Below are 22801 nucleotides of genomic sequence, written 5' to 3' on the forward strand. Positions count from 1 at the left end.
GTCTCCATTTCAGTGTTCGGCGCTATAATCGAGGCCCTGGCCAGGGGGGCTAGCATATGAAACAAGACCAACTGCTTGAGTACCTCGAACATTTCACTTCGGTAACGGACGGGGATCGTTTGGCCGAGTTGATCGGTCGGTTCACGCTCGGTATGGGTTACGACTACTACCGGTTTGCGCTGATCATTCCCATGTCGATGCAAAGACCCAAGGTGGTGCTGTTCAACCAGTGCCCAGACTCCTGGGTGCAGGCCTACACGGCCAACCATATGCTGGCCTGTGATCCCATCATTCAATTGGCCCGCAAGCAGACCTTGCCCATTTACTGGAACCGGCTGGATGAGCGGGCGCGTTTTCTGCAAGAGGGCAGTCTTGACGTGATGGGGTTGGCGGCGGAGTTCGGGCTGCGCAACGGAATTTCGTTCCCGTTGCACGGTGCGGCAGGGGAGAACGGCATACTGTCGTTCATCACCGCCGAGCGGGCATCGAGCGATCTGCTGCTGGAGTCCTCGCCCATCCTCTCCTGGATGTCCAACTACATCTTCGAGGCGGCGATCCGGATTGTGCGGGTCAGTCTGCGGGAAGATGACCCTCAGGAGGCCCTGACTGACCGGGAGACCGAATGCCTGTTCTGGGCCAGTGAAGGGAAAACGTCGGGTGAAATCGCCTGCATCCTGGGGATCACGGAGCGAACCGTGAACTACCACCTCAATCAGGTCACCCGTAAAACGGGGTCGATGAATCGCTACCAGGCCATCGCCAAGGGGGTGAGCAGTGGCATTTTGCTGCCCAATCTCGAGCAGGTCGTGGTCACCAACTTCCCCAAGCTGATGCAATAAAACCCGATGATTCTCGGGGCAGAGTGATTGGCTAACAATTGTCAGATCCTGCAATTGACAGTCATGGCCGAATGGCGGCCCTTCTGCCCCGAAGGGGTTATGCCTGCCCTGCAGTCATTAGCAAAACCAATGGCTCAGCAGATCAATGAATTTCTCTAAATAGAACTGCCCCCCTTATAGTGCCGTCCAATCACTCTGCTGGACGGTTCATCCATGTTTGCTACCACCCTGCAAGGCTTCACCCTCGGCCTTGCCATGATCATTCCCATCGGTGCCCAGAATGCCTTCGTGCTGAGTCGGGGCATCCACCGCAATCACCACCTGCTGACGGCGACCCTCTGCTGCCTGTGCGATCTCGTGCTGATCGGCATCGGGGTGTTTGGCGGGGCCAACCTGCTGGCGGCCAGCCCGATCGGCCTGGCCCTGTTGACCTGGGGCGGCGTGCTGTTTCTCGGCTGGTTCGGTATCCGTTCCCTGCGCAGTGCCTGGCGCGGGCAGGGAGCCAAGCTGGCGGACTCGCCCCAGTTGATGGGAGTCAAGAGCGTGCTGGCCATGACCCTCGGGGTGACCCTGCTCAACCCCCACGTCTACCTGGATACCCTGATGTTGCTCGGCTCCTTCGGCAGCCAGTTTGCCGAAGAGTTGCGGCCGGCCTTTGCGGCGGGGGCCATGCTGGCCTCACTGGTCTGGTTCTACAGCCTGGCGTTCGGGGCGGCCGCCCTCTCGCCCTGGCTCGCGCGCGGCAGGGTTCAGCAAGCTATTGATACTATTGTTGGTTTCATCATGCTGGGGCTGGCGTTGCAGCTGGCGAGCGGGGCTCTGCTGGCGTCATAAGGCTATTTTTGTGCCGCACCTCATAAAAATTAATCCCGGCTTCATGCGCTGACATATTCGTCTGTTAAATTCCCGTCGCTGGTAAAGCGACACTCATAATAAAAGGGACAAGACAGTGAATAAAACCATGAAGCTGGGTGCTATTGCAGCCATCGTGCTGTTATCTGCCTGTAGCAATGAAAACGACAGCAAGGCGCAACCGGGTGAGGTTGCCCTGCGTCTGATCCAGACCTCCGATATCCACTCCAACGTGCTGGGCTACGACTACTACCAGAACAAGGAAGATCGCAAGTTTGGCCTCTCCCGCACCGCGCTGCTGATCCGCGCGGCCCGCGCCGAAAACCCCAACAACCTGCTGCTCGACAACGGCGACCTGATCCAGGGCACGCCGCTGGCGGACTACATCTTCGAGCAGTCCGGTGCCGGTTACCTCGACAAGCAGGCTCACCCGGTGTTCAAGGCGATGAACGAGCTCGGCTACGATGCCGGCAACCTGGGCAACCACGAATTCAACTACGGGCTGGATTACCTCACCAAGACCCTGCAGGGAGCCAAGTTCCCCTATGTGAACGCCAACGTGTTCGAGGCGGGCGCCTTCAAGCGCGATGCCAAGGGGCAAATAGACTGGAGCGGCAACAAGTTCACCCCCTACCTGCTGCTGGAGCGCAAGGTGAAGGATGACAAGGGCCAGTTGCAGACCGTCAAGGTCGGCATCCTGGGGCTGACCCCGCCGCAGGTGCTGCAGTGGGACAAGCGCCATCTGGAAGGCAAGGTGGTGGTGGCCGACATGGTCGAGACCGCCAACCACTATGTGCCCGAGCTGCGCGCCAAGGGCGCCGATATCGTGGTAGTGGTGGCCCACACCGGCATCAACGCCAGCAGCTACGAGGCCATGATGGAGAACTCCGCCTGGCACCTGGCCAAGGTGAAAGGGGTGGATGCCCTGATGCTGGGCCACGCCCACAAGAACTTCCCGGGTGACTTCCCGGATCTGCCGGAGGTGGACAACAAGGCCGGCACCCTGAGCGGCATTCCGACCGTGATGCCGGGTTACTGGGGCAACCACCTCGGCATCATCGACCTCAAGCTGGAGCAGGTGGACGGCAAGTGGCAGGTGAAACAGAGCCAGGCCAGCCTGCGCAAGATCGACTCCAGCGAAGGCAGCGCGGTGGATCAACGGGTGGTGGACCTGGTGCAGGCCGACCACGACGCCACCAACCAGTGGCTGGACGAGCCGCTCGGCAAGATCACCTCCTCCATCCACAGCTTCTTCGCCCTGGTGCAGGATGATCCTTCGGTGCAACTGGTGAGCGATGCCCAGCGCAAGCATGCCGAGCAGTTGCAAAAAGATGGTCTGCTCAAGGAGTCCTACCCCATCCTGTCGGTGGCGGCCCCGTTCCGTGGCGGTCGTAACGGCATCAATGACTTCACCTATGTGGCTCAGGGTGACATCTCCCTGCGCAACGTCTCCGACCTCTACATCTATCCGAACACCCTGCAGGTGGTCGAGGTGAACGGGGCCACCGTCAAAGAGTGGCTGGAGATGAGTGCCGGCCAGTTCAACCAGATCGACACCGGCAAGACCGAGGTGCAGTGGCTGGTGAACGAGAAGTTCCCCACCTACAACTTCGACGTGATCGACGGGGTCAACTACGAGGTGGATATCACCCAGCCGGCCCGTTACAACAAGGAAGGGGCCAAGGTCAGCGACGGCCAGCGCATCAGCAGCCTCACCTTCAACGGCCAGCCCATCGATCCGGCCCAGAAGTTCTACGTGGTGACCAACAACTACCGCGCCAGCGGCGGCGGCCACTTCCCGGGCATCGACGGCAGCAACATAGTGCATGAAGACCCCTTCGAGACGCGCGAGATCATCGCCCAGTACCTGAAGGCCCAGTCTGCCGACAACCCGGCCGGCTTCAGCCCGGCGGCCAACAACAACTGGCACATGAAGGCCCTGCCGGCCAACGTGGACGTGCGGCTCTACTCCTCGCCCCGTGAGGAGGCCAAGCAGCTGGCCGGTGCGGATCTGGAGTACAAGTCCACCCTGCCGATGGATGACGCCCAGCACCCTGGTTACGCCATCTTCCGGCTGATCCGTCAGTAATTCCCGGCCGACATGGCAATAAAAAAAGCCCTCGCAGTGCGAGGGCTTTTTCATGGGCGGAGGGTTCCGAGGGCTTAGTTGACCACGGCCACGTTGATGGTGCCGTTGCCCTGAGTCATGCGTACCCGGGCGCCCGGTACGAAGGTGGGGCTGGCCTTTTGCACCACCACGATGGATTCGCCGTTTTCTTTCTTGATCTCGAGTTCGACACCGTCCACCTGGTTGAGCTTGTCACCGGCTGCTTTGCCCGCTGCCGCACCCGCGATGGCGCCACCGGCTGCGGCGATGTCGCTGCCGCGCCCGCCGCCAATGGTGCTGCCAAGCAGGCCGCCGACCACGGCACCGCCGATGGTGCCGATCAGCGAGTTCTCATCGGCCTGGATCTTGACCGGGCGAGTGGAGAGGATGGTGCCGTAGCTGACGGTCTGCACCTGCTTGGCGCGATCCTTGGTGTAGACGTCACCGGAGTAGACGTCGCTGTTGGCACAGCCGCTGAGGGTGGTGGCGGTGGTGGTGGCCAACAGGGCGATGAGGGTAATGCGTTTCAACATGATGGGCCTCCTGGGCTGGCATCTAATCTGGTTTGTTCGGTCAGTGATTCAACTCTACGCCAACCGGATTGAGCATGAAACCAGCAAAGTGTAACCAATTATAAGGCCTGGGCCCCGCAAACCCCGTCACTGCCAGTTCAGCCGAGCCGTTTTTCCAGCAGCAGGCGATCCTCGCCCGGGCCGAAATAGTCACGCTCCTCGGCCAGCTGTTGATAACCGAGTCGAAAGTAGAGGCGCTGAGCCGGATTGGCCGGATCCACCGTTAGTCTGACCCGCTCGATCCCCAGTGTCAGCAGTGACTGCTCCACCTGCAGCATCATGCGTTCGGCCAGGCCGAAGCCGCGCGCCTCCGGCAGCACCGCCAAGGAGAGCAGCCAGCCCTGCGACCGATCCTGTCCCAGTCCGCCCAAGGCATAGCCCAGCAGCTTGCCGTCCAGCTCGGCCACCAGCAGCAGCTCGGGCCACAGATCCATGGCCTGGCGGAAGAAGAAGCCGGGATAGACATCCTCCCCGAATACATTGACGTCGATCTGCCAGATGGCGTGCATGTCGGTGTGGCGCGCCACTCTCAAAACGGGGGGCTGGTGCATCCGGGCTCCTGTGGTGTCGTACGTGCTGCCGGGCGGCAGTCAAAAAGGAGCCACAGGGTAGTGGGCCCGCCGGACTGATGCAAGCGGGTCTGAGGCGCTGAGCGGCAGGGCAGCCCCGATTCAGGGCGGCAGGGGACGGCTGCCCGGTCGTTTGGGGGCCTTGCGACGGCTGTCCAGCAGGTGGCGAAGGGCCAGCCAGGGGTGATGCCACAGCATGCGCGGGCCGCTCCACTTCATCACCAGCTGGATCTGCTTGCGCATGGCCGGGGCATAGCAGTGGATGTGGCAGTTGGCACAGGTGGGCTTGTGGCCATGACCATAGCGGCAGCGGCGCAGCCGCTGGTGGGCGAACTCCTGCAACTGCTGGCAGTGCCGGCAGGCGGGGTCCTGATGATGATGGTCGCAGTAGAGGCGGATCATGGCGCTGACCGTCTGCTGCTCCCGCTTGAGCCTGGGATGCACGGGCGCCTTGTCGGCACGGGCCGGGCGCGCGGGGTGGGAGTGATGGGTCGTCATGCAGGGCATTGTCCGGACCTGGGGCGACGGGGTCTTGATACAGGTCAAACCGGCAGGCAAAAAAACAGGGCCCGCGGGCCCTGTTTCATCAGACAAGCAGCGTTGTCTGCGCTTAGATGAGGCTGGTTGCCTGCTCCAGCCAGGCGAGATCCTCGCCCTCCAGCAGCGGGCTCAGGCGGCGGTAGACCTCGGCGTGATACTCGTTGATCCAGCGGAACTCGGCCGGGCTCAGCAGGCTGCGATCGATGAGGCGGGTATCGAACGGTACATAGGTCAGCCGCTCGAAGCCCAGCATCGGCAGCTCGCCGATCTGCTCCTGCTCGGTGACCACCACCAGGTTCTCGCAACGGATGCCGAAGGCATCTTCCCGGTAGTAGCCGGGTTCGTTGGAGAGCACCATGCCCGGCTGCAGGGCCACCAGGCTGCCCTTGGGGGCGATGCGCTGCGGACCTTCGTGCACGCTGAGGAAGTGACCGACGCCGTGGCCGGTACCGTGGTCGTAGTTGTAACCGGCCTGCCACAGCGGCTGGCGGGCCAGCACGTCGAGCTGGATACCGGCGGTGCCGCGCGGGAAGCGGGCCTGATCCAGCGCGATGTGACCCTGCAGTACCCGGGTGAACATCGCCTTGTGTTCGTCGGTCAGCTCACCCACCTTGATGGTGCGGGTGATGTCGGTGGTGCCGTCCAGATACTGGGCGCCGGAGTCCACCAGATAGATGCTGTCCTGGCCAAAGGTGCGCGGGGTGCCGTTGGTGTGGCGGTAGTGGCACATGGCGGCGTTGGGGCCGAGCGCCGAGATGGTGTCGAAGCTCGGCTCCACATAGTGCTCCTGCTCGCGGCGGAAGGCTTCCAGCTGGTCGGCCAGGGTGCCTTCATCCACCCCGTCGAACTCGCCGCTGGCGATCAGCCGATCCAGCCAGGCCAGGAAGCGGGTGACGGCGACGCCGTCGCGCAGATGGGCGGCACGCATGCCGGCCAGCTCAACCTCGTTCTTGCACGCTTTTGGCAGCATGGTCGGGTCCTGACCGGCTACCAGGATGGCGCCCGCCTCTTCCATGACCAGCTGGGTCCAGGCGTTGGCAGTGTTGGGATCGGCCAGTACCTTCTGCTGATCCTCGCCGATGCGCTGCAGCACGTCACCCAGCTTGTCGATGGGGTAGACGGAGACATCCTGCCCCACGTGCTGGCTGAAGGCGAAGCAGTCGATCTTGTCGGTGTCGACGAAGAAATCCATGGTGGCGTTGGCGTAGAGCACTGCAAAGCCAAGTACCACCGGCAGCCGCTCCACGTCGCGACCACGCAGGTTGAGCAGCCAGTTGATGGGCTCGGCCTGGGTCAGCAGCACCGCATCCAGCCCGCGCTTGCGCAGATCGCTGGCCAGCATCTCGCGCTTGGCCTGGCTGGACTGGCCAGCCAGCGCTTCGCTGTAGAGGATGGCCGGGTTCTTGGTGGGGGCGGGGCGATCGCTCCAGTGCAGATCGATGGGGTTCTGCTCCACGCGCACCAGCTCGATGCCGCGCTCGGTCAGCACCGCCTTGGCATTGTGATACCAGGCCAGGCTGTGCAGGCGGGCGTCGAAGCCGACCCTGGAGCCGGACGGCAGCTGATCCGCCAGCCACTGCACATGGGGATCTTCCACCAGATGGAGAAACTCGAAGAGCTCGGCCGGTGCCTGCATGCGAGCCTGCACCGTGTAACGACCGTCGATGAACAGGGCCGCCCGCTGCGCCAGGATGATGGCGAGGCCGGCGGAGCCGTTGAAACCCGTGATCCAGTCCAGTCGCTCGGCGTAGGCGGGAATGTACTCCCCCAGGTGCTCGTCGTCGTGGGGGACGATGAAGGCGTCTAGCTCCATCATGGCCAGTTCGGCCCTGACCTGGGCGACGCGGGTTTCAATAATCTCGAAATGATTCATGTCGTTAATGCCAGATTGTTGTGATGTGAGTGTTCAGTGGTTGTGGCCGCTATCCAGGATCCGCTTGATGGACTGGCCAGCCGCCTCGATATGTTGCTTGAGCAGTACCACAGCCTCGTGTTTGCGGCGGGCGCGGCACAGCTCCAGCAGTTGGGCGTGCTCGCGCTCTGCCTTGTCGACGCCATCGCTGGCGAACAGCAGCTCGAAGCGCACATAGCGGTCACAGCTCAGATTGATCTGGGCGATCAGCTCCAGTGCCTGGGGGCGGCCAGCGGCCTGATAGAGGGTGGCGTGAAAACTGTGGTTCAGTTCGGCCCAGCGTTCGATCTGGGTGCCCGACTCGAGGGCCTGGTCGAACTGGGCGAGGATCGCCTGCGCCCTGGCGAAGGTCTCCTCCGTCATCAGGTCGACGGCGTGGAACAGGGTATCGGCTTCCAGAAGGGCTCGCAAATAAAAGAGCTCCTCGATGGCCGCTGCATCCAGCATGGTGACCACGGCGCCACGGTGGGCCTCGAACTTCACCAGCCCCTGCGCTTCCAGCTGCATCAGGGCTTCGCGCACCGGAATGCGGCTCACCGCCAGCTCCTTGGCGATGGCGTCCTGGCGCAGGGGGGCGCCGGCGGGAAACTCACCGCGCAGGATCCGGCCACGGAGGTTTTCCATCACCATTTGGGTACGGGTCTTGTAGGGTGGGGTCATGGTCGGGTCACAGAGGAATCGTTACAAAATTGTATATTGTATAAAGTTGGGCTGAATCTAACGCGCAAGGGCCCACAAGGCAAGGTTTGGCGGGAGTCAAACGCCGCGCTCTGCTCAAAAAAATACCGGCCAGCTGGGCTGACCGGTATGAGATTGGCTATGAAAGGGGTTGCTGTTACAGCTGCGGACCTGCCGCTACCAGACGCTTGCCCTCTTCATTGTCGGTGAAGCGCTCGAAGTTCTTGATAAAGCGCTGGGCCAGATCCTGTGCCTTGGCATCCCACTCGGCCTTGTTGGCGTAAGTGTCGCGCGGGTCGAGGATCGCCGGGTTCACGTCGTGCAGGGCGGTCGGCACTTCCAGATTGAAGATCGGCAGCACCTTGGTCTCGGCCTTCTCGATGGAGCCATCCAGAATGGCGTCGATGATGGCGCGGGTGTCCTTGATGGAGATGCGCTTGCCGGTGCCGTTCCAGCCGGTGTTGACCAGGTAGGCTTCCGCGCCGGCGGCTTCCATCCGTTTCACCAGCTCCTGACCGTACTTGGTCGGGTGCAGGGAGAGGAAGGCTGCGCCGAAGCAGGAGGAGAAGGTCGGGGTCGGCTCAGTGATGCCACGCTCGGTACCGGCCAGTTTGGCGGTGAAGCCAGACAGGAAGTGGTACTTGGTCTGCTCCTTGGTCAGCTTGGAGACCGGGGGCAGCACGCCGAAGGCGTCGGCAGTCAGGAAGATCACCTTGTTGGCGTGACCCGCCTTGGAGACCGGTTTGACGATGTTCTCGATGTGATAGATGGGGTAGGAGACCCGGGTGTTCTCGGTTTTGGAGCCATCGTCGAAGTCGATGGTGCCGTCGGCCGCCACGGTCACGTTCTCCAGCAGCGCATCGCGACGGATGGCGTTGTAGATGTCCGGCTCGGCCTCCTTGGAGAGCTTGATGGTCTTGGCGTAGCAGCCCCCTTCGAAGTTGAACACGCCGTCGTCGTCCCAGCCGTGCTCGTCATCGCCGATCAGCTGACGCTTGGGATCGGTGGAGAGGGTGGTCTTGCCGGTACCGGAGAGGCCGAAGAAGATGGCTACGTCACCGTCCTGACCCACGTTGGCGGAGCAGTGCATGGAGGCGATGCCGCGCAGGGGCAGGAAGTAGTTCATCATGGAGAACATCCCCTTCTTCATCTCGCCACCGTACCAGGTGCCGCCGATGAGCTGGATCTTCTCGGTCAGGTTGAAGGCGACGAAGTTCTCGGAGTTGAGACCCTGCTCCTTCCAGTTCGGGTTGGTGCACTTGGCACCGTTCATCACCACGAAGTCCGGTTTGAAGGTTTTCAGCTCTTCATCGCTCGGGCGGATGAACATGTTTTTCACGAAGTGAGCCTGCCAGGCCACCTCGGTGATGATGCGCACGGCCAGGCGGGTGTCCGGGTTGGCACCGCAGAAGCCGTCGACCACGAACAGGCGCTTGCCGGAGAGCTGTTTGGTCACCAGGGATTTCAGATGTGACCACACTTCCGGGCTGATGGCTTTGTTATCGTTTTTACCCTGGTCAGACCACCACACAGTATTCTGGGTAGTGGCATCTTTGACGATATATTTATCTTTGGGGGAGCGGCCGGTGAAGATGCCGGTATTGACATTGACGGCGCCCAGTTCGGTCACCACGCCGCGCTCGAACCCTTCCAGGTCGGCACGTGTCTCTTCCGCGAACAGCTGGTCGTAGGAAGGGTTGCGCAGGATTTCAGTGGAGTTCTTGATACCGTACTGGTCCAGTCCTAATTGCTTGGCCAGGGTGGGTTCTGCCACGATTGTCATTGTATTCTCCTGGGTTCAGAGGTTGGTAGGGTTCTATCTGGCGTTCATCCTATCACTTAGGTGGTAGAGTTTAGCGATCGCCATCAAACTTTATAAAATAGGGTATTTTTTTGTTATTTAAGTTAAAGGCGGGTTTTGCCCGCCTTCAATTAGTGTAACTTGTTTGCATCATTACCGGGAGCCCTGCTGAACAGGGTTTCGACGTCGATCCCATCAAATTGGTACTGGGCGCCGCAATAATCACAGTGCATGTCGATCTTGCCGAGCTCCTGCACCATCTCCATGACCTCTTCTTTCTCTATCTGCAGCAGAGCCCCTTCGCAACGGGCGCGGGAGCAGGTGCAGCGGAACTCGACCGCCTGCGGATCGAACACCCGCACCTTGTCCTGGTGGTAGAGGCGGTAGAGGATCTCTTCCGCTTCCAGACCGAACAGCTCTTCATCCTTGATGGTGCTGGTGAGTTGGGTCAGGTGCTCGAAATCGTCGCTGTGATCCTCGCTCTGGGCAGGCAGCTCCTGCAGCAGGATGCCGGCGGCGCGCGGCTCACCCTGGTGGTAGCCGGTGCGGATCCACAGCTTGGTCGCCAGCTGTTCGGACTGGGCGAAGTAGTGCTCCAGGCAGCCGGCCAGGGTGTCGGCGTCCAGCGCTATGATGCCCTGATAGCGTTCACCCTGCTCCGGGGTGATGGTGATGACCAGCTGGCCTTCTCCGATCAGGCTCTGCAGCTTGTCGTCGCTCGGCAGTTCCCCTTCATAGCGGGCCACACCACGCAGCTGCTGGTTGTTGTCGCCGTTGATGACGGCCAGCCGTACCGGGCCGTTGCCCTGCAGCTGCACCGTGATGGAGCCTTCGAACTTGAGGGTGGCGGTCAGCAGGCTGGTGGCGACCAGCAGTTCACCCAGCAGTTTTTGCACCTGTACCGGGTAGTTCTGGGCCTCAACCACGTGGCGGTAGGTGTGGTCCAGCTGGACCAGCTCGCCCCGGACTTCGTACTCTTCGAACAGATAGCGATACAGGAGATCTTGGTTACTCATCATGCATTCCTGGGTTCTTCGGTGGGGTAAATAGATAAAAACATTAATAAACAGCTGGTTAGGAACTTATTCCGGCAGCTGTCGTCATAAAAGGGCCATCTTGGCGGGTCAATATTGCTTGACCTTGATCAGCTGGCGCCGCTCCTGCTTGTCGGGGCGACGCTCGGGGCTTGGCGCAAACTGGCTGTTGAAGCGACGTGCCTCGCTGTTTTCGGCCCGCTTTTTCAGGCTGGCCTCGGTCTCTTCATAGAGCTGCTGGGCCAGCGGGGCGGACTTGCGCTGCTCGCTCACCTCGAGCACCCGCACTTCCCGTTCGTCCTGGCCCTGCCAGCAGCGAATGAGGGCGCCGACCTCGACATGCTTGCCCGGTTTGCTGCGCTGGCCGTTGTAATGCACCTTGCCCCCTTCAATCTGGTCGCGGGCCAGGCTGCGGGTCTTGTAAAAACGTGCCGCCCACAACCACTTGTCGAGACGGACCAGGGCTGGGGTTTCTGCGGGGTTCGGCATGAATCGACTCCGGAATGGCTGAAAGGGGTGCCTGATTATACCAGAGGCGGGCCCCGGGATAGAAACAGGGGGGCTGATGGTGTGACGGAATGTCAATTTTCGCAGCTTCATCCCATCCGGTCGGTTGTCTCTGGGTCCATTGCCGTACACAATAGCCAACCGATTTGGATGCCAGAAAATATTGATAAACATGACGCTACCGTTCAGGGATGACTTGTTGAGCTCCCTTCTGGCCCGTTGTAAAACCGTGCCACTCTCCCGATTCAGCCAGCCTCTGTTCTGGCTTCTGCTGCTGTTGCTGGCCCACCAGTGTGCCGGTCTCACCTGGCGTCTGCTGGATCTCGGCAGCCGGCCCGTCAGTCAATCCTGGCAACCGTCGGTGGTCGCCAATCAGAGCCAGGGTGCAAACCGGCTCGACCTGAGCGGCGTCAGCCGGCTGGCACTGTTCGGCAAGGCCAAACAGCAGGCCCAGGCGGCCGATGTTGTCGCAGCCGATGCTCCCAAGACCCAGCTCAACGCCCAGCTCAACGGCGTGCTGGCGAGCTCGGATCCCGCCAAATCCATCGCCATCATCGCCCACAACGGGCTGCAGAACTCCTACGGCATCGGTGATCTCATCGATGGTACCCAGGCCAAGATCCGCCAGGTGTTCCCGGATCGGGTCATCATCGAGCGGGACGGCCGCGACGAGACCCTGATGCTGGACGGGGAAGAGTACGGCAAGCCGCTGCCCAAGCCGGGCAACCAGGACGGCAAGCTCTCCTCGGTACGCAACGAGCTGATGGGCAACCCCGGCAAGATCACCGATTACCTCAATATTTCCCCGGTCCGGGTCGATGGCCGCATGGTCGGCTATCGCCTCAATCCGGGCAGCAATCCGGAACTGTTCAATCAACTGGGGCTGGTCGCCAACGACATGGCGGTCAGCATCAATGGGCTGGATCTGCGGGATAACGCTCAGGCCATGCAGGCGATGCAGCAGGTGGCTGGCGCAACGGAAATGACCGTCACCGTCGAGCGGCAAGGACAGCTCTACGACGTTTATGTCGGCTTGTCAGAATAATGATTTGGAGTAGCACCAAGAATGATAAATAAAGGGAAGGGCTGGCGTCTGGCCACCGTGGCTGCGGCGCTGATGATGGCAGGTTCTGCCTGGGCCACCGAATATTCCGCCAGCTTCAAGAATGCCGACATCGAAGAGTTCATCAACACGGTCGGCAAGAACCTGAACAAAACCATCATCATCGAGCCTTCGGTGCGCGGCAAGATCAACGTCCGCAGCTATGACCTGCTCAACGAAGACCAGTACTACCAGTTCTTCCTGAGCGTGCTCGACGTCTATGGCTTCGCCGTGGTCCCCATGGACAACGGCGTGCTCAAGGTGGTGCGCTCCAAGGATGCCAAGACCTCCGCCATCCCGGTGGTGGACGAGAGCAACCCCGGCAGTGGTGACGAGATGGTGACCCGGGTCGTGCCGGTGCGCAACGTCTCGGTGCGCGAACTGGCGCCGCTGCTGCGCCAGCTCAACGACAACGCCGGTGGCGGCAACGTGGTCCATTACGACCCCTCCAACGTGCTGCTGATCACCGGCCGCGCCGCCGTGGTCAACCGGCTGGTGGAAGTGGTGCGCCGGGTCGACAAGGCGGGCGACCAGGAAGTGGACATCGTCAAGCTCAAGTACGCCTCCGCCGGCGAGATGGTGCGACTGGTGACCAACCTCAACAAGGATGGCAACAACCAGGGTGGCAACACCTCCCTGCTGCTGGCGCCCAAGGTGGTGGCCGACGAGCGCACCAACTCGGTGGTGGTGAGCGGCGAGCCCAAGGCGCGCGCCCGCATCATCCAGATGGTGCACCAGCTCGACCGTGACCTGCAGAGCCAGGGCAACACCCGGGTCTTCTATCTGAAGTACGGCAAGGCCAAGGATCTGGTGGAGGTGCTCAAGGGCGTCAGCTCCAGCATCGAGGCGGACAAGAAGGGCGGCGCGGCCACCACCACAGGGGGTGGCGGTGCCAGCATCGGCGGTGGCAAGCTGGCCATCTCCGCCGACGAGACCACCAATGCCCTGGTGATCACCGCCCAGCCGGATGTGATGGCGGAGCTGGAGCAGGTGGTCGCCAAGCTCGACATCCGCCGTGCCCAGGTGCTGGTAGAGGCGATCATCGTCGAGATCGCCGACGGCGACGGCCTCAACCTCGGGGTGCAGTGGGCCAACACCAATGGCGGCGGCACCCAGTTCACCAATACCGGTTTGCCCATCGGTTCGGTGGCCATCGCCGCCAAGGATTACAAGGATAACGGGACCACCACCGGCCTGGCCTCGCTGGCCAAAGAGTTCAACGGCATGGCGGCCGGTTTCTATCACGGCAACTGGGCCGCGCTGGTGACGGCCCTGTCGACCAACTCCAAGAGCGATATTCTCTCCACCCCGAGTATCGTCACCATGGACAACAAGGAAGCCTCCTTCAACGTCGGCCAGGAAGTGCCGGTACAGAGCGGCTCCCAGAGCTCCACCACCAGCGATCAGGTGTTCAACACCATCGAGCGCAAGACGGTGGGCACCAAGCTGGTGGTGACGCCGCAGATCAACGAGGGGGATTCCGTGCTGCTCAATATCGAGCAGGAGGTCTCCAGCGTAGCGAACAAACCTGCCGAGGGAACTGCAACACTTGGCCCGACCTTCGATACCCGCACCATCAAGAATGCGGTGCTGGTGAAGAGCGGCGAGACCGTGGTACTGGGTGGCTTGATGGATGAGAAAACCAGCGAAACCGTCTCCAAGGTGCCGCTGCTCGGCGATATCCCGGTGCTGGGCTATCTGTTCCGTTCGACCAATAACAGCACCTCCAAGCGCAACCTGATGGTCTTTATCCGGCCCACCATTTTGCGGGATGCCAACATCTACACAGGTGTTTCCAGCAACAAGTACACCGAGTTCCGCTCCGAGCAGCAGGAGGCGGCGGCGCAGGAGGGGTATCTCACCTCGCCCAAGCGCCAGGTGCTGCCCGAGTACAGCCAGGGTGTGACAACATCGCCCGAGGCACAAAAGCAGATTGAACAGATGAAGCAGCACCAGCAGACGACAATCGACTCGGTGCAGCCATTCGTGGGTAACAAGTAATGGCGGCATACCAGCTGGATGGCGTCGACATGCCGGCAGCCCTGCCCGAGCTGCCGTTTGCCTTCGCCCGCAACTTCGGGGTGATCCTGACCGAGCGGCAGGGGACCCCGGTGCTGCTCTGCCGCCAGGGAGTGACGCCGCAAACCCTGCTGGAAGTGCGGCGGGTAGCGGGCTGCGCCTTCACGGTGGAGCAGATGGACGGCGAGGCCTTCGAAGAGCTGCTGATGGCCCACTACCAGCGCGACTCCTCCGAGGCACGCCAGCTGATGGAGGATCTCGGCAACGAGATGGACTTCTTTGCGCTGGCCGAAGAGCTGCCCCAGAGTGAAGACCTGCTGGATGCCGACGACGATGCCCCCATCATCCGCCTCATCAACGCCATGTTGAGCGAGGCGATAAAAGAAGAGGCGTCCGACATCCACATCGAGACCTTCGAGCGGGCCCTGGTGATCCGCTTCCGTATCGATGGGGTGCTGCGGGAGATCCTGCGTCCCCATCGCAAGCTCGCCTCCTTGCTGGTGTCGCGCATCAAGGTCATGTCGCGGATGGACATCGCCGAGAAGCGGGTGCCGCAGGATGGCCGCATCTCATTGCGCATCGGCGGCCGGGCGGTGGACGTGCGGGTCTCCACCATGCCGTCCAGCTACGGCGAGCGGGTGGTGCTGCGACTGCTGGACAAGAACAACGTGCGGCTCGAACTCAAGCAGCTCGGCATGACGCTGGCCAACCGCAACATCATCAGCGAACTCATTCGCAAGCCCCACGGCATCATTTTGGTGACGGGCCCGACCGGTTCGGGTAAGTCGACCACCCTCTACGCGGCCCTCTCCGAGATCAACTCGCGGGATCGCAACATCCTGACCGTCGAAGACCCCATCGAATATGACCTCGAAGGGGTGGGCCAGACCCAGGTCAACAGCAAGGTGGACATGACCTTCGCCCGCGGCCTGCGCGCCATTCTGCGCCAAGACCCGGACGTGGTGATGGTGGGGGAGATTCGTGACCTCGAGACCGCCCAGATCGCGGTGCAGGCGTCGCTGACCGGTCACCTGGTGATGTCGACCCTGCACACCAACACCGCCATCGGTGCCATCACCCGGATGCGGGACATGGGCATCGAGCCCTTCCTGCTCTCCTCCTCGCTGCTGGCGGTACTGGCCCAGCGGCTGGTGCGCACCCTCTGCCCCGATTGCCGCGCGCCGCGCCCCATCACCGAGCAGGAGCGTCTGGCCATGGGCATCGAGCTGGCGCCGGATCAGCAGGTGTGGCGGCCGGTGGGCTGCGAGCAGTGCAACCACACCGGCTATCGCGGCCGGACCGGCATCCACGAGCTGGTGGTGATCGACGAAGCGGTGCGCGAGGCGATCCACAGCGCCAGCGGCGAGCTGGCCATCGAGCGGCTGATCCGGGGTCATACCCCCAGCATCCGCCGCGACGGCATCGACAAGGTACTCAAGGGGCAGACCAGCCTCGAAGAGGTGCTGCGCGTGACCCGGGAAGACTGAGATGGCAGCATTCGAATACAAGGCCCTCGACGGCAAGGGGCGCAACAAGAGCGGCGTGCTGGAGGGGGATTCTGCCCGCCAGGTACGCCAGCTGTTGCGCGAGCAGGGGCTGACCCCGCTCGAGGTGAACGAGACCACCGAGAAGGCCAAGCGCGAGGCGAACCGCTTCGTGTTGTTCCGCCGTGGTGCCAGCACCGCCGAGCTGGCGATGATCACCCGCCAGCTGGCCACCCTGGTGGGGGCCGGGCTTACCATCGAAGAGGCGCTCAAGGCCGTCGCCGAGCAGTGCGAGAAGGCTCACCTGCGCAGTATGGTGGCCACGGTGCGCAGCAAGGTGGTGGAGGGCTATTCGCTGGCCGACTCGCTGGCGGCCTTCCCCCATGTGTTCGATCAGCTGTTCCGCTCCATGGTGGCGGCCGGCGAGAAGTCCGGTCATCTGGAGAAGGTGCTCAACCGCCTCGCCGACTACACCGAGCAGCGTCAGCACATGCGCACCAAGCTGCTGCAGGCGATGATCTATCCCATCGTACTGACCTGCGTCGCCATCGGCGTCATCTCCATCCTGCTCACCGCCGTGGTGCCCAAGGTGGTGGCCCAGTTTGAGCACATGGGTCAGCAACTGCCGGCCACCACCCGCTTCCTCATCGGTACCAGCGAGCTGATGCAGCACTACGGCCTCTGGTTCCTGTTGTTGCTGCTGGTGGGTGGCTTTGTCTGGCGCTGGTGGCTGACTGACGACAAGCGTCGCCGTCACTGGCACCAGCTGATCCTGCGCCTGCCGGTGATCGGCCGGGTCAGCCGTGGTCTCAACACCGCCCGTTTTGCTCGCACCCTGAGCATCCTCAACGCCAGCGCCGTGCCGCTGCTGGAGGGGATGAAGATCTCCGGCGAAGTGCTCTCCAACGACTTTGCCCGCATGCGCATCGGTGAGGCCACCGAGCGGGTGCGGGAGGGGACCAGCCTGCGCAAGTCGCTGGATGAAACCAAGATTTTTCCGCCCATGATGCTGCACATGATCGCCTCCGGCGAGCAGAGCGGCGAGCTCGACAACATGCTGGAGCGGGCGGCAGACAACCAGGATCGGGAGTTCGAAACCCAGGTGAACATCGCCCTCGGGGTGTTCGAACCCATGTTGGTGGTCTCCATGGCCGGGGTGGTGCTGTTTATCGTGATGTCGATCCTGCAGCCGATCCTGGAGCTGAACAATATGGTGAATTTGTGATGCTGGCGGGCAGGTGACCTCGGTCGATCCTGCAGTCAATTCGCTCGAGCTGAACAATATGGTGAATTTGTGATGCTAGCGGGCAGGTGACTTCGGTCGATCCTGCAGTCAATTCGCTCGAGCTCAACAATATGGTGAATTTGTGATGCTGGCGTGCGGGTGACATCGGTCGATCCCGCGGTCAACTCGCTCGGGCTCAACAACATGGTGAATCTGTAGGTTCGGGTGTCCGGATACGCTGCGCTATTCGAACCTGCCAGTCCAATCGAGCGATCGTGGTTTAACAGTTAATCGTTGATGGTTCATGCCATCTCATTTCGTTAGGGAGTAAGTCATGCAAAAGCGTCGTCAATCGGGTTTTACCCTGCTGGAAGTGATGGTGGTCATCGTGATCCTGGGGATCCTGGCCAGCCTGGTGGTGCCCAATCTGATGGGCAACAAGGAGAAGGCGGACCAGCAGAAAGCGGTCTCCGACATAGTGGCGCTGGAAAACGCCCTCGACATGTACAAGCTGGACAACAACCGCTACCCGACCACCGAGCAGGGGCTGGACGCGCTGGTCAACAAGCCGACCGCCGCACCTGAGCCGCGCAGCTACCGCGAAGGGGGCTATATCAAGCGCCTGCCGCAGGACCCCTGGGGCAACCCGTACCAGATGCTGAGCCCGGGCCAGTTCGGCAAGATCGACATCTTCTCCATGGGGCTGGATGGCGAAGCCGGTACCGATGACGACATCGGCAACTGGAACCTGAAGGACTTCCAATAAGTGATCCCGCCGCGTCGCGCTCACCGAGTCATCTCGAGGCTGCCTGAATGAAGGTGGCCTCTTCTGCCCGTCGCCAGGCCGGTTTTACCCTGCTGGAAGTGTTGCTGGTCGCCATGTTGATGGGTCGGCTCGAGGCCACTGCCATGCAGTTGAGGCTGGCGCCATGAAACATAGTCGCCAGGCCGGTTTTACCCTGTTGGAAGTGCTGCTGGTGGCCATGTTGATGGGACTGGTGGCCACTGCCGTGACCCTCAGCATGGGCGGAGCCAAGGGGGATAGAGAGCTCGACAAGCAGGCGCGCCGCTTCATGGCCGTGCTGCAGCAGGCGCAGGAGTACTCGGTGATGGATGGCCGGCTGGTGGGCCTGCGTGTCGAGGACAACGGCTGGCAGTTCATGCAGCGCGCGGCCAAAGATCGCAAGTGGCAGGTAATGAGCGGCGACAAGCTGCTGGATCGGGTCGAGTTGCCCGACAACATGCGGCTGGCCATCGAGCTCGAGGGCTTCAGCTGGCGGACCGAATCCGACGAGAAGTACGAGAAGGGGCGCGACGAGAAGGAGCGCACGCCGCAGGTGTTCATCTTTCCCGGTGGCGAGCTGACCCCCTTCGTGCTGACCCTGACCCAGCAGGACGACGATCTGCGCTATGTGCGCACGGTCAAGGCGGACGAGTTCGGCCGTCTGCGTCTGCTGCAGGACGAGGAGGAAGAGGAATGAACGCCCGCGGCATGACCCTGCTGGAAGTCATGGTGGCGCTGGCGGTGTTCGCCATTGCCGGGCTGGCGGTGATGAAGACCGCCAGCGAGCACCTCTCCGGCCTCAACTATCTGGAACAGAAGACCCTGGCAACCTGGGTGGTGGAGAACCAGCTGGTACAGCAGAAGCTCGAAGCCAAGTGGCCCGGTGACAGCTGGGTGGAAGGGGACGAGCAGATGGCGGGCCAGACCTGGTACTGGCGCTATCGCGGCGTCGCTACCGCCGACAGCAACTTCAAGGCGCTGGACATGGAAGTGCGTACCGCGCCCAAGGCTGACAGCCCGGTGGCCATGATCCGGACCTATATCAGCCGATGAACCTGCATCAAGGTGTCTCCATGATCCGGAGCCGGCATCAGCCGATGAACATTCACCAACGAGTCTCCATGCTCCGGAGCCAGCGTCAGGCGGGGTTTACCCTGCTGGAGATGCTGGTGGCCATCGCCATCTTCGCCGGCCTGAGCCTGGGCGCCTATCAGGTGCTGCAAGGGGTGCTCACCAGCGACGAGGTGGCCAAGCGCAAGGAGGCGCGTCTCTCCGAGCTGCAACTGGCCTTCTCCGTGCTGGAGCGGGACGTCACCCAGATGGTGCCGCGCAGCGGCCGCATCGACGGTGAGAACAACAAGGTGCTGCTGGCGGCCTCCCGCTTCGGCCAGCAGAGCGACGACTGGGGCATGGCCTTCATGCGCGGCGGCTGGCTCAACCCGGACGGCATGCTGCCGCGCTCCGGCTTGCAGCGGGTTGGCTGGCGCCTCAAGGATCACAAGCTGGAGCGGCTGAGCTACCTCTACCCGGATCCGGTGATCGGCACCGAGCCGCGCATCCAGCCGATGCTGGAGCGGGTGACGGCGCTGCGGCTCTACTTCTACGACAAGGGTGCCTGGAAAGAGGAGTGGACCCAGCGCAACGTGCTGCCCTACGGGCTGGCGGTGGAGCTGGATCTGGAAGACTACGGCACCATCCGTCGCCAGTTCCTGATCGGGGCCGGTGGTCAGAGGGCAGAGAATGGTAACTGATCGTCATTTTCCCCTGTCCGTCACGGAGGATGACGGCACTATTCGACGTCGCCAGTTCCTGACCGGTGCCGGTGGTCAGAGGGCAGAGAATGGTAACTGATCGTCATGTTCCCCTGTCCGTCACGGAGGATGACGGCACTATTTTACGTCGACAGTTCCTGATCGGTGCTGGTGGCCAGAGGGCTGAAAATGGCTGCTGATCGTCGTTTTTCCCGCCCCGGCCGTCAGGGGGGCATGGCCCTGCTGGTGGTGCTGCTCATCCTGTCGGTGATGGTGATCATCGCCAGCAACATGAGCGGCCGCCTGCAGCTGGAGCTGCGCCGTACCGCCAACCTCACCGCCGGCAAGCAGGCCTGGTGGTATGCCATGTCGGCGGAGGCGCTGGTGAGCAAGGTACTGGCCCAGGATTTCAAGGACGACCCCAATGTGGTCAGCCTGGGGCAGAACTGGGCGCGCCAGGATGCGGTCTTCCCGGTGGATGACGGCAAGCTCACCGGCCGGGTGCGGGATCTGCAATCCTGCTTCAACCTCAACAGCCTGAGCGTGCCGTTGAAGGACGGGATCAGCGGCGACGATCTGGAGAAGCAGCCCTATCCGGTCAAGGTGTTCCGGGCACTGCTCAAGCAGCTCGAGGTGGAAGATTATGAAGCGGTGCAACTGACCGATGCCATCCGCGACTGGACCGACAAGGATACCGTGCTGGTGTCGAGCTACGGCGCCGAGGATGCCTATTACGAAGGGCTCACCCCCCCTTATCTGACTGCCAACCAGTGGATGCTCGGCACCGATGAGCTGCGGGCGGTGCGCGGGGTGAGCGCCAAACTGTACGCCCGGCTGGCGCCTTATGTGTGCGCCCTGCCCAACGACAAGCTGGTGGTGAACGTCAACACCATCCGGCCGGAGCAGTCGGCCCTGCTGGTGGCGCTCTATCTGGACAAGGTGGGGCTGGACGATGCCAAGCGGGTGCTGACCAGCCGCCCCCAGAAGGGTTGGAAGAACAAGAAGGAGATGACGGACCAGATGCCGCTGCAGGTGAGCTCCATTCCGGGGCTGGATGCGGCGCTGGACGTCAAGAGCAGCTATTTCGAGGCCAGGCTGATTGCCGAGGTGGGTGACACCCGGGCCCGGCTGGAGAGCGTCTTCGTGCGTGGCAAGGACAACAAGCTGGTGATGCTGCGCCGTCTGAACGGCGGCGCCGAATAACAAGGGAGGCGGGCAACGGCCGTTGGCCGGCCCGCGCCATCCCCCGATTGGACTGCAGCCCATGGCTGCGCGCCCGCCCATCCCGAGGGATGCGAGCGAGCATGGCAGGAGAGACATTAGTGAGCGAGAGTCTGGTCATCCGTCTGGGGACCAATGCGCAGCAGCCGGTCGAGTGGCTGGTGTGGTCGGGTGGGGAAGAGGAGGTGATCGCCTCCGGTACCCTGGCCTCGGCCCATGCCCTTGGCGAGCTGCAGGAGCGGGCCGGTGGCCGCCCGGCGGTGGTGCTGGTGCCCGGCAGCGATCTTATCTTCCGGCGGGTGAGCCTGCCGGGCAAATACAGCCGCCAGAGTGCGGCCGCCTTGCCCTATCTGCTGGAGGAGCAAATCGCCTCCGACGTGGATGAGCTACACCTGGTGGTGCTGGGTCATCAGGGTCACGAGGTGGACCTGATGGCGGTCGACAAGGAGAAGATGCAGACCTGGCTCGGCTGGCTGGAGCAGGCCGGTCTCAAGAGTCGGCAACTGCTGCCGGACGTGCTGGCGCTGCCGCTGGCGAGCGAGGGCTGGTCGGCGCTGCAGCTGGGCAAGGAGTGGCTGGTCCGCCAGGGCCCCTGTCAGGGCATCGTCGCCGATGAGCCGCTGCTGGCCATGTTGCTGGCGGCGGAGCCGGCACCGGTGACCATTCACAGCCATACCCCGCCGCCGGCCATTGCGGTGGCCAGCTGGCAGGCGGCCGATCCCGAGCTGCCCATGCTGTTGCTGGCCCGGGACGCGCTCGCCAGTCAGGCCAACCTGCTGCAGGGCCCCTACCGGCCGCAGACCGAATACTCCCGCTACTGGCAGCAGTGGCGCAAGGTGGCGGTGGTGGCCGGGGCGCTGCTGGTGGTGGCGTTCGCCCAGCGCGGCGTGCAGCTCTATCAGCTGGCGGAGCAGGACAAGGCGCTCAAGGCGGAGATCCGGCAGGTCTACACCCGGATCTTCCCGGGGGAGAGCCGCATCGTCAACGTGCGCAGCCAGATGACCCAGCACCTCCAGCAACTGGGGCAGACGCCGCAGGACGGGGTGCTGATGGTGCTGACCGAGCTGGCGCCCACCTTCGCCGAAGTGCCCGGCCTCAAGCCCGAGGTGCTGCGTTTCGACGCGGCTCGCGGCGAGCTCAGGTTGCAGGTGACGGCCCCCGGTTTTGCCGAGATCGAGCGTTTTCGCGAGCTGGCCGGCAAGCGCTTCGACGTGCAGCAGGGGGAGGTGCGCAGCACCGAAGGCAAGGTTGAAGGGGCACTGGTGCTGAAGGGTAAATCATCATGATGGACAAACTACAAGGCTGGTGGCGCGGCATCAGCGCCCGCGAACAGCGGCTGGTGGCGGTGGGCGGCAGCGTACTGTTGATCGGCTTCTGCTACTGGGTCATCTGGCAGCCCATCGGCAATCGCATCGACGAGCGCGAGCGGCAGGTAATGAGCCAGCAGCAGACCCTCGCCTGGTTGAAAGAGAAGGGTGAAGAGGTGTTGGCGCTGCAGGGTGGCCAGGGCCGCCAGCTCGATACCAGCGGCACCCTGGAAGGGGTGGTCAACCGCACCGCCTTCAACCAGAAGATCAAGATCGCCCGGTTGCAGCCCCAGGGCCAGGAGCTGCAGGTGTGGATCGACACGGTGGCGTTCGATGACCTGCTGATCTGGCTGGCGACCCTGGCGGATCGCCATGGCGTGCAGGTGCAGGTGATCGAGGTGGCCCGCGAGAATCTGGCGCCCGGCCTGGTCAAGGTACGCCGCTTGCAGCTGAGTCGTCCCCAATGAAACAACGCGTCCCGAGCAGGGCTATATGCC

Annotated in this window: 23 protein-coding genes; 15 read left to right on the forward strand and 8 right to left on the reverse strand. The window is 62.6% G+C overall.

Going from position 1 to position 22801, the window contains the following annotated elements:
- The first annotated feature begins 56 nt into the window (after nucleotides 1-56).
- The 3 genes from R2E40_RS02735 (at nucleotide 57) to R2E40_RS02745 (ending at nucleotide 3780) form a co-directional block, all read left to right on the forward strand.
- The gene (locus R2E40_RS02735; RefSeq protein WP_005315931.1) at nucleotides 57-839 is read left to right on the forward strand and encodes a LuxR family transcriptional regulator; all 783 of its coding nucleotides are present in this window, start codon (nucleotides 57-59) and stop codon (nucleotides 837-839) included.
- A gap of 213 nt (nucleotides 840-1052) precedes the next feature.
- Nucleotides 1053-1673, forward strand: a complete 621-nt coding sequence (lysE, locus tag R2E40_RS02740) for an L-lysine exporter (RefSeq protein ID WP_011704530.1) — start codon at nucleotides 1053-1055, stop codon at nucleotides 1671-1673.
- Nucleotides 1674-1800: 127 nt separating this feature from the next.
- Nucleotides 1801-3780 carry a bifunctional 2',3'-cyclic-nucleotide 2'-phosphodiesterase/3'-nucleotidase gene (locus R2E40_RS02745; protein ID WP_029301886.1) on the forward strand — a complete coding sequence of 660 codons (1980 nt, stop codon included), beginning with the start codon at nucleotides 1801-1803 and terminating at the stop codon, nucleotides 3778-3780.
- A 74-nt stretch (nucleotides 3781-3854) separates the two neighbouring features.
- On the opposite strand, the gene R2E40_RS02750 is transcribed toward R2E40_RS02745, so the two are convergent.
- The 8 genes from R2E40_RS02750 to hslR form a co-directional block, all read right to left on the reverse strand.
- Nucleotides 3855-4331: a glycine zipper 2TM domain-containing protein gene (locus tag R2E40_RS02750; protein ID WP_005308463.1), complete on the reverse strand. Its 477-nt coding sequence runs from the start codon at nucleotides 4329-4331 to the stop codon at nucleotides 3855-3857.
- Nucleotides 4332-4468: 137 nt separating this feature from the next.
- Nucleotides 4469-4921, reverse strand: coding sequence for a GNAT family N-acetyltransferase (locus R2E40_RS02755; RefSeq protein WP_011704532.1), 453 nt, complete (start codon nucleotides 4919-4921; stop codon nucleotides 4469-4471).
- Nucleotides 4922-5041: 120 nt separating this feature from the next.
- Nucleotides 5042-5437 (reverse strand): nitrous oxide-stimulated promoter family protein, encoded by a 396-nt coding sequence (locus R2E40_RS02760; protein ID WP_026080215.1) that lies wholly within the window; start codon nucleotides 5435-5437, stop codon nucleotides 5042-5044.
- Between the two features lie 112 nt (nucleotides 5438-5549).
- Nucleotides 5550-7352: an aminopeptidase P family protein gene (locus R2E40_RS02765; protein WP_024943637.1), complete on the reverse strand. Its 1803-nt coding sequence runs from the start codon at nucleotides 7350-7352 to the stop codon at nucleotides 5550-5552.
- 33 nt (nucleotides 7353-7385) lie between these two features.
- Complete coding sequence (locus R2E40_RS02770; protein ID WP_011704535.1) at nucleotides 7386-8051, reverse strand: GntR family transcriptional regulator; 666 nt, start codon at nucleotides 8049-8051, stop codon at nucleotides 7386-7388.
- A gap of 175 nt (nucleotides 8052-8226) precedes the next feature.
- Nucleotides 8227-9852, reverse strand: coding sequence for a phosphoenolpyruvate carboxykinase (ATP) (gene pckA, locus R2E40_RS02775; RefSeq protein WP_139390032.1), 1626 nt, complete (start codon nucleotides 9850-9852; stop codon nucleotides 8227-8229).
- Between the two features lie 149 nt (nucleotides 9853-10001).
- Nucleotides 10002-10886: an Hsp33 family molecular chaperone HslO gene (hslO, locus tag R2E40_RS02780; protein ID WP_024943636.1), complete on the reverse strand. Its 885-nt coding sequence runs from the start codon at nucleotides 10884-10886 to the stop codon at nucleotides 10002-10004.
- A gap of 108 nt (nucleotides 10887-10994) precedes the next feature.
- Nucleotides 10995-11393 (reverse strand): ribosome-associated heat shock protein Hsp15, encoded by a 399-nt coding sequence (gene hslR, locus R2E40_RS02785; protein WP_016349333.1) that lies wholly within the window; start codon nucleotides 11391-11393, stop codon nucleotides 10995-10997.
- A 214-nt stretch (nucleotides 11394-11607) separates the two neighbouring features.
- Here hslR and exeC point away from each other — a divergent pair, with 214 nt between their 5' ends.
- From exeC to exeM, 12 genes are all read left to right on the forward strand, one after another.
- Nucleotides 11608-12456, forward strand: a complete 849-nt coding sequence (gene exeC / locus R2E40_RS02790) for a GspC family type II secretion system variant ExeC (protein ID WP_272481873.1) — start codon at nucleotides 11608-11610, stop codon at nucleotides 12454-12456.
- A 21-nt stretch (nucleotides 12457-12477) separates the two neighbouring features.
- Nucleotides 12478-14514 carry a GspD family T2SS secretin variant ExeD gene (gene exeD, locus R2E40_RS02795; RefSeq protein ID WP_016349335.1) on the forward strand — a complete coding sequence of 679 codons (2037 nt, stop codon included), beginning with the start codon at nucleotides 12478-12480 and terminating at the stop codon, nucleotides 14512-14514.
- Nucleotides 14514-16019 carry a GspE family T2SS ATPase variant ExeE gene (exeE, locus tag R2E40_RS02800; protein WP_318164712.1) on the forward strand — a complete coding sequence of 502 codons (1506 nt, stop codon included), beginning with the start codon at nucleotides 14514-14516 and terminating at the stop codon, nucleotides 16017-16019. Before exeD ends, exeE begins: the two co-directional genes overlap by 1 nt.
- Nucleotide 16020: 1 nt before the next feature.
- Entirely contained in the window at nucleotides 16021-17241 is a 1221-nt protein-coding gene (gene exeF / locus R2E40_RS02805; RefSeq protein WP_011704542.1) for a GspF family T2SS innner membrane protein variant ExeF, read from the forward strand.
- A 334-nt stretch (nucleotides 17242-17575) separates the two neighbouring features.
- The gene (gene exeG, locus R2E40_RS02810; protein ID WP_005308483.1) at nucleotides 17576-18007 is read left to right on the forward strand and encodes a GspG family T2SS major pseudopilin variant ExeG; all 432 of its coding nucleotides are present in this window, start codon (nucleotides 17576-17578) and stop codon (nucleotides 18005-18007) included.
- A gap of 47 nt (nucleotides 18008-18054) precedes the next feature.
- Nucleotides 18055-18174 (forward strand): type II secretion system protein, encoded by a 120-nt coding sequence (locus R2E40_RS02815; RefSeq protein WP_017785800.1) that lies wholly within the window; start codon nucleotides 18055-18057, stop codon nucleotides 18172-18174.
- Nucleotides 18171-18722: a GspH family T2SS minor pseudopilin variant ExeH gene (exeH, locus tag R2E40_RS02820; RefSeq protein WP_318164713.1), complete on the forward strand. Its 552-nt coding sequence runs from the start codon at nucleotides 18171-18173 to the stop codon at nucleotides 18720-18722. Before R2E40_RS02815 ends, exeH begins: the two co-directional genes overlap by 4 nt.
- Complete coding sequence (exeI, locus tag R2E40_RS02825; protein ID WP_005308487.1) at nucleotides 18719-19078, forward strand: GspI family T2SS minor pseudopilin variant ExeI; 360 nt, start codon at nucleotides 18719-18721, stop codon at nucleotides 19076-19078. The genes exeH and exeI overlap by 4 nt, the downstream gene beginning before the upstream one ends.
- A gap of 68 nt (nucleotides 19079-19146) precedes the next feature.
- Complete coding sequence (exeJ, locus tag R2E40_RS02830) at nucleotides 19147-19776, forward strand: GspJ family T2SS minor pseudopilin variant ExeJ (protein ID WP_318164714.1); 630 nt, start codon at nucleotides 19147-19149, stop codon at nucleotides 19774-19776.
- Nucleotides 19777-19965: 189 nt separating this feature from the next.
- The gene (gene exeK, locus R2E40_RS02845; protein WP_318164715.1) at nucleotides 19966-20979 is read left to right on the forward strand and encodes a GspK family T2SS minor pseudopilin variant ExeK; all 1014 of its coding nucleotides are present in this window, start codon (nucleotides 19966-19968) and stop codon (nucleotides 20977-20979) included.
- A 119-nt stretch (nucleotides 20980-21098) separates the two neighbouring features.
- Complete coding sequence (gene exeL / locus R2E40_RS02850) at nucleotides 21099-22283, forward strand: GspL family type II secretion system protein ExeL (protein WP_318164716.1); 1185 nt, start codon at nucleotides 21099-21101, stop codon at nucleotides 22281-22283.
- Nucleotides 22280-22771, forward strand: a complete 492-nt coding sequence (gene exeM / locus R2E40_RS02855; protein WP_318164717.1) for a GspM family type II secretion system protein ExeM — start codon at nucleotides 22280-22282, stop codon at nucleotides 22769-22771. Before exeL ends, exeM begins: the two co-directional genes overlap by 4 nt.
- The last annotated feature ends 30 nt before the right edge of the window (nucleotides 22772-22801 follow it).

This window comes from Aeromonas sp. CD, from assembly GCF_033349375.1.
Lineage (GTDB): Bacteria > Pseudomonadota > Gammaproteobacteria > Enterobacterales > Aeromonadaceae > Aeromonas > Aeromonas hydrophila.